The 13,179-nt window shown below is 68.1% G+C and carries 13 protein-coding genes; 6 read left to right on the top strand and 7 right to left on the bottom strand.

Features of this window, described 5'->3' with window-relative positions; genetic code table 11:
* Positions 1-180: 180 nt before the first annotated feature.
* Positions 181-576: a c-type cytochrome gene (locus NMB40_RS06385; RefSeq protein ID WP_282247532.1), complete on the top strand. Its 396-nt coding sequence runs from the start codon at positions 181-183 to the stop codon at positions 574-576.
* 8 nt (positions 577-584) lie between these two features.
* Positions 585-1,046 carry a c-type cytochrome gene (locus tag NMB40_RS06380; protein WP_282247531.1) on the top strand — a complete coding sequence of 154 codons (462 nt, stop codon included), beginning with the start codon at positions 585-587 and terminating at the stop codon, positions 1,044-1,046.
* A 206-nt stretch (positions 1,047-1,252) separates the two neighbouring features.
* On the opposite strand, the gene NMB40_RS06375 is transcribed toward NMB40_RS06380, so the two are convergent.
* Positions 1,253-3,148 (bottom strand): ATP-binding cassette domain-containing protein, encoded by a 1,896-nt coding sequence (locus NMB40_RS06375; protein ID WP_494360491.1) that lies wholly within the window; start codon positions 3,146-3,148, stop codon positions 1,253-1,255.
* Positions 3,149-3,184: 36 nt separating this feature from the next.
* Positions 3,185-4,087, bottom strand: a complete 903-nt coding sequence (locus NMB40_RS06370) for a LysR family transcriptional regulator (RefSeq protein WP_494360490.1) — start codon at positions 4,085-4,087, stop codon at positions 3,185-3,187.
* A 102-nt stretch (positions 4,088-4,189) separates the two neighbouring features.
* Between NMB40_RS06370 and NMB40_RS06365 the strand changes: the two genes are divergently transcribed.
* Both NMB40_RS06365 and dbpA read left to right on the top strand, forming a co-directional pair.
* Entirely contained in the window at positions 4,190-5,266 is a 1,077-nt protein-coding gene (locus NMB40_RS06365; protein ID WP_494360489.1) for a YeiH family protein, read from the top strand.
* A 193-nt stretch (positions 5,267-5,459) separates the two neighbouring features.
* Positions 5,460-6,836: an ATP-dependent RNA helicase DbpA gene (gene dbpA, locus NMB40_RS06360; RefSeq protein ID WP_494360488.1), complete on the top strand. Its 1,377-nt coding sequence runs from the start codon at positions 5,460-5,462 to the stop codon at positions 6,834-6,836.
* 32 nt (positions 6,837-6,868) lie between these two features.
* Here dbpA and NMB40_RS06355 read toward each other — a convergent pair whose 3' ends face one another.
* From NMB40_RS06355 to NMB40_RS06335, 5 genes are all read right to left on the bottom strand, one after another.
* Positions 6,869-7,405, bottom strand: coding sequence for an adenine phosphoribosyltransferase (locus tag NMB40_RS06355; RefSeq protein ID WP_282247528.1), 537 nt, complete (start codon positions 7,403-7,405; stop codon positions 6,869-6,871).
* A gap of 40 nt (positions 7,406-7,445) precedes the next feature.
* Positions 7,446-9,011, bottom strand: coding sequence for a protein adenylyltransferase SelO (locus NMB40_RS06350; RefSeq protein ID WP_494360487.1), 1,566 nt, complete (start codon positions 9,009-9,011; stop codon positions 7,446-7,448).
* 37 nt (positions 9,012-9,048) lie between these two features.
* Positions 9,049-9,741, bottom strand: coding sequence for a glutathione S-transferase family protein (locus tag NMB40_RS06345; RefSeq protein WP_494360486.1), 693 nt, complete (start codon positions 9,739-9,741; stop codon positions 9,049-9,051).
* A 101-nt stretch (positions 9,742-9,842) separates the two neighbouring features.
* On the bottom strand, positions 9,843-10,052 hold the full coding sequence (locus tag NMB40_RS06340) for a cold-shock protein (protein WP_068851222.1): 210 nt from the start codon (positions 10,050-10,052) through the stop codon (positions 9,843-9,845).
* Between the two features lie 407 nt (positions 10,053-10,459).
* A complete protein-coding gene (locus NMB40_RS06335; RefSeq protein WP_494360485.1) occupies positions 10,460-11,350 on the bottom strand; it encodes a pseudouridine synthase in 891 nt (296 codons plus the stop codon).
* A 42-nt stretch (positions 11,351-11,392) separates the two neighbouring features.
* Between NMB40_RS06335 and NMB40_RS06330 the strand changes: the two genes are divergently transcribed.
* Positions 11,393-11,947 carry a YaeQ family protein gene (locus NMB40_RS06330; RefSeq protein WP_282247525.1) on the top strand — a complete coding sequence of 185 codons (555 nt, stop codon included), beginning with the start codon at positions 11,393-11,395 and terminating at the stop codon, positions 11,945-11,947.
* A gap of 10 nt (positions 11,948-11,957) precedes the next feature.
* On the top strand, positions 11,958-13,142 hold the full coding sequence (locus NMB40_RS06325; RefSeq protein ID WP_282247524.1) for a BaiN/RdsA family NAD(P)/FAD-dependent oxidoreductase: 1,185 nt from the start codon (positions 11,958-11,960) through the stop codon (positions 13,140-13,142).
* Positions 13,143-13,179 lie beyond the last annotated feature (37 nt).

Below are 13,179 nucleotides of genomic sequence, written 5' to 3'. Positions count from 1 at the left end.
CAGGTGTGGTAGCAAAGTAATGCACCACGTCACGACTACACCATATCCCAAAGGTCATGGTGACCTGCGGCCGCCCGTCGGCCGGCCCCGGTTTCAGCTAGATGAAAACGCAGGCTATACTCGGGTCAGTTCCGTACCCCACGCCGGAACGACCAGAACCCGTATACCGGAAACGACATCATGCGCCCGCAGCCGCTCGCCGCTTGTCTTGCTCTGGCCGTCCTCCTGCCCTTCGGGGTTGCCGCCCAGGCCGCACCTGCTCCTGCCGTACCCGCGTCACCCGCCGCTGCCCCGGCAGCCGCGCCCGCCGCCCCGCCTGCCCTGACCGGCAGCTTCGACAATGGCCGCGTACTGGCCTACACCTGCCAGGGGTGCCACGGCATCACCGGGTACAAGAACGCGTATCCCAGCTATCGGGTGCCCAAGATCGGTGGGCAGACCCAGCAGTACCTCAGCCAGGCGCTGAGCGAGTACCGCCACGGCAAGCGCCGGCATCCGACGATGCAGGCGCAGTCCATGAGTTTCTCTGAACAGGAGATCGCCGATCTCGCTGTTTACCTGTCCACCGTCAAATAAGCGCGCTCATGACGAAAGCCACGCCCTTCAAGCGTCACGCCATCGCCCTGTCCGTTGCCCTGCTGCTGGCTGCCTGTTCGCAGTCGCAGGTGGAAAACAGCGCAGATTCCGCCGCCGACCCGGGCCACGCCAGTGGCGAGCACGGGTCAGGCTCCTCCGCCGGCCTGCCGGCGGGCCGCATCGCCGCCGGTGAGGCGCGGGCCAAGGTCAAAGGCAAAGCGACCGGGCAGAGCTGCATCGACTGCCACGGTGCCGACGGCAACCAGCCGATCGACCCGACCTACCCGAAACTGGGTGGGCAGTACGGCGATTACCTGGCCCACGCCCTGCAGGCCTACCGCGCCGGCGACCGCCAGCATCCTCTGATGACCGCACAGGCCACCGACCTGAGCGACCAGGATATTGCCGACCTGGCCGCGTATTTCGGCAGCCGGCCGAGCCAGTTGCGGGACCTGCACGGGGTGAAATGATGGTTGCACGCTGTGCGTGATCCCACGCGTTACGTGGGACACGCATGGCGTGTCGCTACGCGAAAAACACCATCGTCCTGCGCACGTAAGAGTTCGTAGGGACACGCCATGCGTGTCAACCGCGCGCAGCGCGGCACATCCATCCGAAGGCATTCCAACGCCGACCCCAACAATGGGGCCGACGTTTAACCCATCCGAAGCCAAAATCAGGCGTCCAGCTCTTCCCATCGCGCGTAGGCGGCATCCAGTTCGGCCTGCACCGCACCCAGCTTCTGGGTGTGTGCGGCCATGTCGGCCGCGCTGCGCTGGTAGAACGCCGGGTCGTTCATCGCGGCGGTCAGGCCCTCGACGTCCTTCTCCAGCGTTTCGATCTTCAGCGGCAGCTGTTCCAGCTCGCGCGCGTCCTTGTAGCTGAGCTTGCGCTTGGGCGCGGCGGGTTCGGCGCTGGCCACCGGTGCCGGTGCCGTAGCGGCGCGCGGCGTGGCAACCGCTGCCGGCGCGGCGGCAGCAGCCGCTTCCACGCGCGCCACATGGCGCTGCCAGTCGGTGTAGCCGCCGACGTACTCGCCGACCACGCCGTCGCCTTCCATCACCATCGTGGAGGTCACCACGTTGTCGAGGAAGTCACGGTCATGGCTGACCAGCAGCAGCGTGCCGGTGTAATCGCCGAGCAGCTCTTCGAGCAGTTCCAGCGTTTCCACATCGAGATCGTTGGTCGGTTCGTCCATCACCAGCAGGTTGGACGGCTGCGCGAACAGCTTGGCCAGCAGCAGGCGGTTGCGCTCGCCACCGGACAGGCGGGTGATCGGCGCGCGCGCACGTTCCGGCGTGAACAGGAAATCCTGCAGGTATGCATGCACGTGCTTGCGCTTGCCGTTGACCTCGAGGAAATCGCGGCCTTCGGCCACGTTCTCGATCGCGGTCCAGTCTTCGCGCAGGACCGAACGGTACTGGTCGAAGTACGCGATCTGCAGGTTGGTGCCGGCGCGCACTTCGCCGCTGTCCGGCGCCAGGTCACCCAGCAGCAGCTTGAGCAGCGTGGTCTTGCCGCTGCCGTTGGGGCCGATCAGGCCGATCCGGTCGCCGCGCAGGATGGTGGTGCTGAAGTCCTTGACCATCACCCGATCGCCGAAGGCGAACGAGATGTCCTTGACGTCGATGACCTTCTTGCCGGAATTCTCCGCCTGCGAGGCTTCCATGCGCACGTTGCCACCGAGTTCACGGCGCTGCGAACGTTCGCTGCGCATCGCCTTCAGGCGGCGCACGCGGCCTTCGTCGCGGGTGCGGCGGGCCTTGATGCCCTGGCGGATCCAGACTTCTTCCTGCGCCAGCATCTTGTCGAAGCGCGCGTTTTCCTGCGCCTGCGCATTCAAGCGCTCTTCGCGGCGGCGTTCGTAGTTGGCCCAGTCGCCCGGCCAGCTGGTGACCTGGCCGCGGTCGATCTCGACGATGCGGGTGGCCAGCGCACGCAGGAAGCGGCGGTCATGGGTGACGAACACCACGCTGCCGTTCCAGTTCTTGAGGAACATTTCCAGCCAGTCGATGGCTTCGATGTCGAGGTGGTTGGTCGGTTCGTCGAGCAGCAGCAGGTCCGGCGCGGACACCAGCGCGCGGCCGAGCAGCACGCGGCGCTTCATGCCGCCGGACAGGCGCGCGAACTCGGCATCGCCGTCCAGGTCGAGCTTGGTCAGCGTTTCGCTCACGCGCTGGTCCAGGCCCCAGCCGTTGGCGGCATCGATCTTGGCCTGCACCGCCGACAGCGCATCGCCATCGAACTCGTCGGCCACGCTCAGGTGGTGGAATTCCGCCAGCCACTGGCCCAGCTCGCCCAGGCCATCGGCGACCACGTCGAACACGCTGCCGGCCGCGCCGTGCGGCACTTCCTGCTCCAGCCGGGTGATGCGCACCCCCTGCTGTACGCGCACTTCTCCGTCGTCGGGCTTGTGGTCGCCGGACAGCAACTTGAGCAGGGTGGATTTGCCGGCGCCGTTGCGGCCGATCAGGGCGATGCGTTCGCCCGGCTCGATCGACAGTTCGGCTTTTTCCAGCAACAGCGGGCCGCCGACGCTGAAGTCGACGTTTTGCAGAGTAATCAGAGGCATCCCGCCATTGTACGGGCTGGCGGCCTGCGGCGTCGCTCAGCCGGACGCAAAAGCGGATGCCGGCAGCTCCAGCAGTACGGCCAGTTCCGCCGGCACCCGCTTGCCCGGGTGGTGGACCACCCAGAGCTGGCGCGACAGGGGCGGCAGTGGGGTCTGCAGGATCCGCAGGCTGCCCAGCGCGACCAGGTCGGCCACCGCGTGCCTGGACAGGCAGGCCAGGCCCAACCCCGCCGCCGCCGCCTGTTTGATTGCCTCGGTGCTGCCCAGCTGCATGGCGCGCCCGAAGTGGTGCAGGTGCGGCAGCAGGGCCTGTTCAACGGCCTCGCGGGTGCCCGAACCGGGTTCGCGCAGCAGCCAGCGCGCCGCGGCCAGGGCAGCCACGTCCACCGTATCGGGCAACGGCGAGGCCGCAGCCGCCACGATCACCAGGGCATCGCGCTGCCACGGCAACACCTCCAGGCCACTTTCGTGGCATGGGCCCTCGATCAGGCCCAGGTCGACCTCCAGCCGCTGCACGGCCGCCACCACGTCGGCGCTGTTGCCGATCCGCAGGTCCACCTGGGCCTGCGGGTTGGCCGCCAGCAGGGAGGCCACCCGGGTGGGCAGCAGGTAATTGCCGATGGTGGTGCTGGCGCCTATCCGCAACTGCAGGGGCAGTGTGCCGGCCGCGTGCGCCTGCCCTGCCCCGGCCTGCCGTTCCAACTCCATCGCCGCCACCAGCAGCGCACGCGCCGGGTCAAGCAGTGCACGCCCGGTGGCGTTGAGTACCAGCCGGCGCCCGATCCGGTCGAACAGCGGTGCGGGCAACTGCCCTTCCAGTTCGTTGAGGGCGGCGCTGGTGGCCGACTGCGACAGCTGGAGCTGGGCGCCCGCCGCAGCGGTGGAACCGGCATCGGCCACGCTCACGAACACCTGCCATTGGCGGAGCGTCAGGCGCATCGGGCATTAACCACCTTTATAGGTTGATCCAACGATGAGAATGCGTTTTACCAGTTGATCGGTCAAGCGCACGCTGTCGTCCTGTTTCGACGAGAACGCGCCGTGACTCCTTCCCCTGCAAGCCTGCCCATCCCGGGCGCCCTCCAACGCTGGCGCGGTCGCGCGCCCGGCCTGCTGCTGACCGCCGGCCTGGCGACGGCGGCCATCGCTCTGTCGTCCGTGCCGTGGCTGCAGGCGCACGGCATCAGCGCGCTGACCCTGGCGATCGTGCTGGGCATCGCCGTGGGCAACACCGTTTACCCGCACCTGGCGGCCTCGTCGGCAGAGGGCGTGGGCGTCGCCAAGCACTGGCTGCTGCGGGCCGGCATCGTCCTGTACGGCATGCGCCTGACCTTCCAGGACATCGGCCAGGTCGGTGCCGGCGGCATCCTGATCGACGCACTGGTGCTGGCCAGCACCTTCGGGCTGGCGTGGTGGGCCGGCACCCGCTGGTTCGGGATCGACCGCGATACCGCGATGTTGATCGGCGCCGGCAGCGCGATCTGCGGGGCAGCCGCAGTGATGGCCGCCGAACCGGTGGTGCGGGGTCGCGCCGAGCAGGCCACCGTGGCGGTGTCCACTGTGGTGGTGTTCGGCACGCTGGCGATGTTCCTGTATCCGGCGCTGTACCAGCTCAACCTGGAGCACGCCTGGCTGCCGCTGGGGGAACAGGCCTATGGGGTGTTCACCGGCTCGACCGTGCATGAAGTAGCCCAGGTGGTGGCGGCCGGGCGCGCGGTCAGCGAAGGCGCCGCCGATACCGCCGTGATCGCCAAGATGGTGCGGGTGATGATGCTGGCCCCGTTCCTGGTGGCGCTGTCGCTGCTGCTGGCCCGTGGCCGTGCGGCGCAGCCCGGCGTGGCACGGGCGAAGATCGTGGTGCCGTGGTTTGCGTTCGGGTTCGTGGCGGTGGCGGGCATCAACTCACTGCACCTGCTGCCGCCCGCCGTGGTCGGGGCGGCCATCGAGGTGGATACCGTGCTGCTGGCCATGGCCATGGCCGCGCTGGGCCTGACCACCCACGTCTCCGCCCTGCGCCGGGCCGGGCCGAAGCCATTGCTGCTGGCGCTGCTGCTGTTTGGCTGGCTGCTGGGCGGTGGGTTGGCGATCAACCTCGGGGTTCACCGGCTGATCGGCTAGGCACGACCAACGGTCGTGCCCTACCCCGACGGCTGGAATGACGCAGATACCATCGACAGTGGCGGGGGCGATCCCGGGCAATCCGGTAGGCCACGACCGTTGGTCGTGGCGGCGGCGATACCGAGCAATCCGGTAGGCCACGACCGTTGGTCGTGGCGGCGGCGGCGGGCCGGCGCAACGGGTAGAATGTGGCATGAACGAATTCTCCGAACTGCCCCTGTCGGCCTCGCTGGCGGCGGGCATCGACGCGCTGGGCTATACCCAGATGACTCCCGTGCAGGCGCAGGCGCTGCCGGCCATCCTCGCCCGTCGCGACCTGATCGCCCAGGCGCCCACCGGCAGCGGCAAGACCGCCGCGTTCGGGCTCGGCCTGCTGCAGGCCCTGGACCCGGCGGTGATCCGCGCGCAGGCGCTGGTGCTGTGCCCCACCCGCGAACTGGCCGACCAGGTCGGCAAGCAGATCCGCAAGCTGGCCACCGGCATTCCCAACCTCAAGCTGGTGGTGCTGACCGGCGGCATGCCGCTGGCGCCGCAGCTGGCGTCGCTGGAAGCGCACGACCCGCACGTGGTGGTGGGCACGCCCGGACGCATCCAGGAACTGGGCCGCAAGCGCGCCCTGAAGCTGGGCGGGGTGACCACGCTGGTGCTGGACGAAGCCGACCGCATGCTCGACATGGGCTTTGAAGAACCGATCCGCGAAATTGCCGGGCGCACCAGCAAGGACCGCCAGACGCTGCTGTTCTCGGCCACCTACCCCGACGAGATCCGCGAGATCGCGCGCGTGCTGCTGCGCGATCCGGTGGAAGTGACCGTGGAAGGCGCCGACCACGCCCCGGCGATCCGCCACCTGTTCTGCGAAGTGGACCTGGCCAGCAAGCAGAAGGCGCTGGCCGGCCTGCTGCTGAAGTACACGCCGGAATCGACCGTGGTGTTCTGCAACACCCGCCGCGACGTGGATGACGTAGCCGTGTCGCTGCAGCAGTTCGGCTTCTCCGCACTGCCGCTGCATGGCGAGATGGAACAGCGCGACCGTGATGAAGTGCTGGTGCGCTTCGCCAACCGCAGCTGCAACGTGCTGGTGGCCAGCGACGTGGCCGCGCGCGGGCTGGACGTGCAGGACCTGGCGGCGGTAATTAATTACGAGCTGCCCACCGACATTGAAACCTACGAGCACCGCGTGGGCCGCACCGGCCGCGCCGGCGCCACCGGCCTGGCGATCAGCCTGGTGACCCACCGCGAGCGCAACCGCGCCGACGCGCTGGAAGCGGCCCAAGGCAAGCCGCTGGACTGGCAGAAGACCCCGCTGGCCACCGCGCGCCCGGCGGTCCTGCCGCAGGCGGCGATGGAGACGCTGCGCATCGACGGCGGCAAGACCGACAAGCTGCGTCCGGGCGACATCCTGGGTGCATTGACCGGCGATGCCGGGCTGTCGGCCAAGGTGATCGGCAAGATCGACATCTACGCCACCCGTTCCTACGTGGCGATCGCCCGCGAACACGTGGGCAAGGCGATCGCCCGCCTGGAAGCCGGCAAGATCAAGGGCCGGCGTTTCCGCGTACGCAGGATGTAATGGCAGGGACACGCCATGCGTGTCCTGCGTGGTCAATACACCAGGTTCGCGACCAGCGGCACATCGCTGGTCCAGCGTTCGCGGCCGCCCAGGCCGGCCAGTTCGACCAGCACGGCGGCGCCGAGCACCTCGACCTGCAGCTGCCTGGCCAGCGACAGCGCTGCCAGCAGCGTGCCACCGGTGGCGAGCACGTCATCCACCACCAGTACACGCGCGCCGGCGGGCAATGCATCGGCATGCACTTCGATGCTGTCGGTGCGGTATTCCAGCGTGTAGTCCTGTTTCAGCGTGCGGCCGGGCAGCTTGCCCGGCTTGCGCACGGGCACGAAGCCCACGCCCAGCACGCGGGCCATCGCCGCGCCAAGGATGAAGCCGCGCGACTCGATGCCCATCACCGCATCCAGCCGTGCCTCACGCCACGGCGCGACCATCGCATCGATGGCGGCGGCGAAATCATCGCCGTTGGCCAGCAGCGGCATGATGTCCTTGAACAGGATGCCCGGCTTGGGGAAATCAGCGACGTCGCGCAGGCGGCCGGCCCAGGCGGGCGTGGCGGGAAGATCGGTCATGGCGGGAGACAGCGAATGGGTGGCATAGGGTAACCCGGCCTCATGAACTGCAGGACAGCATCGAGCAGCCGGCCTTGTCGCGCGCCCACTCCGGCCGCTTGGCGGCGTAGTGTTCACGACCGGGCTGCGCCTCATACGGACGACGCAGGACCTCCTGCAGCGTGTGCACGCCACTGAGGTCGCCCTGCTCCGCCAGCTCGATGGCTTCCTGCGCCAGCCAGTTGCGCAGCACGTACAGCGGATTGGCCGCGGCCATCCGCTGCCGGCGCTGCACCGGTTCGAGCGTATCGGCCTGCAGCCTGGCCGCGTACCGTTGCAGCCACTGCTCGAGCGCGGGCAGCACGGCGTCACGCCGTGCCTCGCTGTAGAACGCCGCTTCCAGCACGGCGAGCCGGGGCGCCTGCGGATCGAGTTCCATCAGGCCACGGAACGCGAGCGTCATGTCCATCTCGCCGTCGTGCAGGAGCGTCAGCCAGTCGGCCATCAACGCCAGGTCCGCATCCCGGCACTGGTCGAGGCCCAGCTTGGCGGCGATGTCATCACGCTCGCAACGCGCATGCACGGACTGGAAACGCGCCAGGCCATCGTGCAGCGGGGTGACGTCCTCGAACAGCGGCGACAGCGCCTGCGCCAGCCGGGTCAGGTTCCAGTACGCCACCTGCGGCTGGGTGCCGAAGCGGTAACGCCGGCCCTGCGCATCGGTGGTGTTGGGGGTCCAGTCGGGATCGTAGTCGTCCACCCAGCCATACGGACCGTAATCGATGGTGAGGCCGAGGATGGAGAGGTTGTCGGTGTTCATCACCCCATGCACGAAACCGACCCGCATCCAGTGCGCCATCAGTACCGCCGTGCGCTCGCAGACCTGCGCGAACCAGGCGGCGTACCGTTGTTCGCCGGCATCGACCAGTTCGGGAAAATCGCGCGCGATGCACAGGTCGACCAACTGCCGCAGCAACGTCACGTCACCGCGCGACGCCGGCAGTTCGAAGCTGCCAAAGCGCAGGAACGAGGGCGCAACCCGGCACACCACCGCGCCCGGTTCCGCTTCAGGATGGCCGTCGTAGAACATGTCGCGCACCACGCTGTCACCCGTGGCCACCAGGCTGAGCGCGCGCGTGGTCGGCACCCCGAGGTGATGCATCGCCTCGCTGCACAGGAATTCGCGGATCGACGAGCGCAGCACGGCACGGCCATCAGCCCCGCGCGAGTAAGGTGTGCGCCCCGCCCCTTTCAGTTGCAGCTCCCAGCGCGCCCCCTCCGGCGCCACCAGCTCGCCCAGCGAGATGGCGCGACCGTCGCCGAGCTGGCCGGCCCAGTGCCCGAACTGGTGGCCACCGTAGTTGGCGGCCCAGGGCTGCATGCCTTCATACAGGGCGTTGCCGCCGAACACGCGGGGGAAATCCGGGCTGTCCAGCAGCGCCTGATCCAGTCCAAGCTGCGCGGCCAGTCCAGGCGAGTACGCCAGCAGCGTAGGCGCGGCCACGGGCGTCGGCATCACCGCCGACCACGCCGCGCCGCGCACTTCGCGCACGCGGGGGCCGGTTTCGTCGTCGCCGGGCAGGTCGCGGATGAATCGGTTATCGAAGCGCAGCGGTTCAGTGCTCATCACGACAAGGTGGGGGCGCCGGCACGCCCCTGCAAGCTCAGGCCGCGCCTGCCCCAAGGTCGAGCGGACCACCGCGCTCCACGGCACGCTGGAACGCGGGTCGCTGCGCGATCCGGGCCAGGAAGGCCTGCAGTTTCGGGTAGCGCTCCATGCTGCCCGCGCGCGAGGCAGCGGCCTGGATCGGGAAGCTCATCTGGATGTCGGCGGCCGTGAAGCGCTCGCCGGCGAACCAGGGCGAGCCGCCCAGTTCGCGCTCCATCCAGTCCAGGTGCAGCTTCAACTGCGGGCCTACGAAGCCCTTCATCACCTTGTCGGCAATCCCGCGCGCGATCGGCTTGGCGAAAAACGGCATCGGCGCCTTGCGTACGCGCGCGAACACCAGGCTCATCAGCAAGGGCGGCATCGCCGATCCTTCGGCGTAATGCATCCAGTAGCGGTAGCGCACGCGCTCGGCGGCCTGCGCCGGCATCGGCTCGGGCGACAACTGGCGGCCACTGTCGTAGCGGTCGGCGAGGTATTCCAGGATCGCGCCGGATTCGGCCAGGACCAGGGCATCGTCCTGCAGCACGGGCGATTTGCCCAGCGGATGGATGTCGCGCAGCGCCTGCGGCGCCAGCCAGGTCTTCGGGTCGCGCTGGTAGGTAACCAGCTGGTACGGCAGGTTCAGCTCTTCAAGCATCCACAGCACGCGCTGGGAGCGCGAGTGGTCCAGATGGTGCACCTTGATCATCGACAGGTCCGCAGGGGGCAAACGCCCATGCTACCCCCAATAAAAAACGCCGGAAGCTTTCGCTTCCGGCGTTCCTGGCACCTTGCGGTGGCAGGCGCCTATTAGGCGGCCTGCACCTGGTCAGCCTGCATGCCCTTCTGGCCCTGCACGGCGACGAAGGTCACCTTCTGGCCTTCCTGCAGCGACTTGAAGCCGGTGCCCTGGATGGCACGGAAGTGCACGAACAGGTCCGGGCCGCTTTCCGGGGTGATGAAGCCGAAGCCCTTGGCATCGTTGAACCACTTGACGGTACCGCTCTGACGATCAGACATGTAACTAACTCCTGAAACATAAGTTGAAATAATCGCGACCACCGGATTTCCGGAGCCGAGACTGAGTTGCAGGCGTTGGTAAAGCGGATCGATGAGCGGATCGTGAGATCAACCGCATCAGGCCACGATTCACGGTGACCCTAGCAAACACAGTGTGGGGGACGATACGCGTCTTTTACCGAAAAAGCGATAGCTGGGTTATTCAGCCACCTCCCCCCTCCCGCCTGACAGGACAAGGGATTGGGGAATGCTACACGAATTCCTACGGCCTATTCATGTATTTTCCGCCTTAATTGCAGCCAAACGGCAGGCAGGCAGAGGCTAAGGAACGGGGCAGATCTGCCGTAGAGCCACGCCCTGCGTGGCTGCCCCTCGTTCCGGCGCCACCACCCACGCAGGGCGTGGCTCTACCGCCCAAGCGCCAGCTGGCTTCTGAATTGTCTGGATTCTCCCGTCAGCGGGTCTTCGAACGCCAGGGCCTTCGCCAGCAGCTGAAGCGCCGGTGCCGCATCGCCCTGCCCGGCCGTATTCAGCTCCGGATACAGGTCATCCCCCCGGATCGGCGCCCCCAGCGCGGCCATATGCACGCGCAGCTGGTGCTTGCGGCCGGTTTCGGGGTGCAGCCGATAGCGCCACCACGGCCCCTCTCCGTCGATCACCTCGATCCGGGTCCGCGCATTCGGCTCGCCCGGGGCCTCGGCCATGCGGAAGAACGGCTCGCCCGGCACCAGGCGGCTGTGCCGCTCCAGCGGGAAGGCCTGTCCGGGCAGCGCCGGCGCAATGGCCTCATAGGCCTTCACGATGCGCCGCTCACGAAACAGCCGCTGGTACGCATCGCGCGTCCCAGGCCGCGTAGAGAACAGCACCAGCCCCGCCGTCAGCCGGTCCAGCCGATGCAGGGGCACCAGGTCGGGATTGCCGGTCCGCGCCACCAGCCGGGCCAGCAGGGTCTGCTGCACGTACCCGCCGGCCGGGGTCACCGGCAGGAAGTGCGGCTTGTCGGCCACCAGCAGGTGCGCGTCCACATGCAGGATCGCCTCCTGGAACGGGATCACCAGCTCGTCGACTACTTCACGGAAGTAGTGGATCTCCAGCCCCACCTGCCAGGGGTGGTCGGCCGCCAGCGCCCTGCCCTGCGCATCTCGCACCCGGCCGCGCGCGAACCGGTCCTGCCATTGGCCGCGGTCGATGCGCGGGAACCGCGCGCACAGCCCCTCCAACAGGCAGCTCCAGTCGCCCGGGGGCAACTGCAGGCGGCTGGCGGCAACGTGGCCGGTAATCGGATCGGACGGGTGCATACCCCACGCATTATCATGGCGCTCTTTGTTTACGGTACCCCCATGGCCCTCACCGCCACCATCCGCAAGGCCGAACTTCAGATCAGCGACATGGATCGCGGCTACTACGCCACCCATAACCTGACCCTGGCCCAGCACCCGTCCGAGAACGACGAGCGCCTGATGGTGCGGCTGCTGGCCTTCGCGCTGAACGCCGACGAGCGCCTGGAGTTCGGCCGCGGATTGAGCGTGGACGACGAGCCCGACCTGTGGCGCCGCGACTACACCGGCGAGATCGAGCAGTGGATCGAAGTGGGGCAACCCGACGAATCGCGCCTGCGCAAGGCCAGTGGCCGCGCCCGCGCAGTGCAGCTGGTGATGTTTGGCAGCAGCAATCTCACCGACACCTGGTGGAAGCGCAATGGCGCAGCGCTGAACAAGCTGTCGTCGCTTGAGGTCATGGACCTGCCGGGTGACTTCGTCACCGAGTGGGGCAAGCTGATCGAGCGCACCATGACCTGGAGCGTGATCATCGAAGACGGGGAAGTCCAGCTGATGTCCGACAAGGCACACCTGACGGTCACCCCGACCTGGCGCAAGCGCAAGCCGCAGGCCTGATCGCGCGCCGATGAGTACGATCCGCTGCGATGTCCTGGTGATCGGTGCCGGCGCTGCCGGGCTGATGTGCGCGCTCACCGCCGGCCGGCGCGGGCGCATGGTGCAGGTGATCGACCACGCCAACAAGGTCGGCAAGAAGATCCTGATGTCCGGCGGTGGCCGCTGCAACTTCACCAACACCGGCACCACCCCGGCCAACTTCCTGTCGGCCAACCCGCACTTCTGCAAGTCCGCGCTGGCGCGCTACACGCCGTGGGACTTCATCGACATGGTCGAGCGGCACGGCATCGCGTACCACGAAAAGGAACTGGGCCAGCTGTTCTGCGACATCTCGTCCAAGCAGATCGTGCGCATGCTGGTGGACGAATGCACCGCCGCCGGCGCGCAGATCCGCACCGACTGCGCGGTGGAGAAGGTCGAGCGCGGCGCGGACGGCTTCCACGTGCAGACCGCGCAGGGCCGCTTCCATGCCGCCTCGCTGGTGGTCGCCACCGGCGGGCTGTCCATTCCCAGCCTGGGCGCCACCGGCTTCGGCTATGAGCTGGCCCGCCAGTTCGGCCACGAGGTGCTGCCGACCCGCGCCGGGCTGGTGCCGCTGACCCTGAGCGGCAAGCACCAGGAGCGCTTCCACGACCTCAGCGGGGTCGCGCTGCCGATCGCGGCGCGTTGCAACGACGTGGAGTTCCGCAACTCGATGCTGATCACCCATCGCGGCATCAGCGGTCCGGCGATCCTGCAGATTTCCTCGTTCTGGCAGCCCGGCGACGACCTGCGCCTGGACCTGCTGCCAGGCCAGGACGCCGAAGACTGGCTGCGCACGATGAAACGCGACCGGGGTGCGGCCGAGCTGCGCACGGTACTGTCCGAGGTCCTGCCGCGCCGGCTGGCGCTGCGCCTGTGCGAACACTGGCTGCCGGACCGCCCGGTGCGCCAGATCGACGAGCGCGAGCTGCGCCAGGCCGCCGCCCTGCTGCAGGATTTCCCACTGGTGGCCAGCGGCACCGAAGGGTACCGTACCGCCGAGGTCACGCTGGGGGGCGTGGATACCCGCAAGGTGTCGTCCAGTACCTTTGAATCGCAACGGGTGCCGGGCCTGCACTTCGTCGGCGAAGTGCTGGATGTCACCGGCTGGCTGGGGGGATACAACTTCCAGTGGGCCTGGGCCAGCGGCCATGCCGCCGGCCAGGTCGTGTAGCCGTCCTTTCATTCCGTGATCGGCGCCCGCCGCCGGC

The sequence above is a fragment of the Stenotrophomonas sp. FBCC-B152 genome (assembly GCF_059134105.1).
This window is presented reverse-complemented; position numbering and strand designations above follow the sequence as displayed.

Bases quoted from the DNA above. Each gene is read 5' to 3' on its own strand.
- dbpA (WP_494360488.1), top strand. From the start codon at position 5,460: ATGAACGAATTCTCCGAACTGCCCCTGTCGGCCTCGCTGGCGGCGGGC.
- NMB40_RS06370 (WP_494360490.1), bottom strand. From the start codon at position 4,087: ATGCGCCTGACGCTCCGCCAATGGCAGGTGTTCGTGAGCGTGGCCGAT.
- NMB40_RS06340 (WP_068851222.1), bottom strand. From the start codon at position 10,052: ATGTCTGATCGTCAGAGCGGTACCGTCAAGTGGTTCAACGATGCCAAG.
- NMB40_RS06330 (WP_282247525.1), top strand. From the start codon at position 11,393: ATGGCCCTCACCGCCACCATCCGCAAGGCCGAACTTCAGATCAGCGAC.
- NMB40_RS06350 (WP_494360487.1), bottom strand. From the start codon at position 9,011: ATGAGCACTGAACCGCTGCGCTTCGATAACCGATTCATCCGCGACCTG.
- NMB40_RS06380 (WP_282247531.1), top strand. From the start codon at position 585: ATGACGAAAGCCACGCCCTTCAAGCGTCACGCCATCGCCCTGTCCGTT.
- NMB40_RS06345 (WP_494360486.1), bottom strand. From the start codon at position 9,741: ATGATCAAGGTGCACCATCTGGACCACTCGCGCTCCCAGCGCGTGCTG.
- NMB40_RS06385 (WP_282247532.1), top strand. From the start codon at position 181: ATGCGCCCGCAGCCGCTCGCCGCTTGTCTTGCTCTGGCCGTCCTCCTG.
- NMB40_RS06335 (WP_494360485.1), bottom strand. From the start codon at position 11,350: ATGCACCCGTCCGATCCGATTACCGGCCACGTTGCCGCCAGCCGCCTG.
- NMB40_RS06355 (WP_282247528.1), bottom strand. From the start codon at position 7,405: ATGACCGATCTTCCCGCCACGCCCGCCTGGGCCGGCCGCCTGCGCGAC.
- NMB40_RS06325 (WP_282247524.1), top strand. From the start codon at position 11,958: ATGAGTACGATCCGCTGCGATGTCCTGGTGATCGGTGCCGGCGCTGCC.
- NMB40_RS06375 (WP_494360491.1), bottom strand. From the start codon at position 3,148: ATGCCTCTGATTACTCTGCAAAACGTCGACTTCAGCGTCGGCGGCCCG.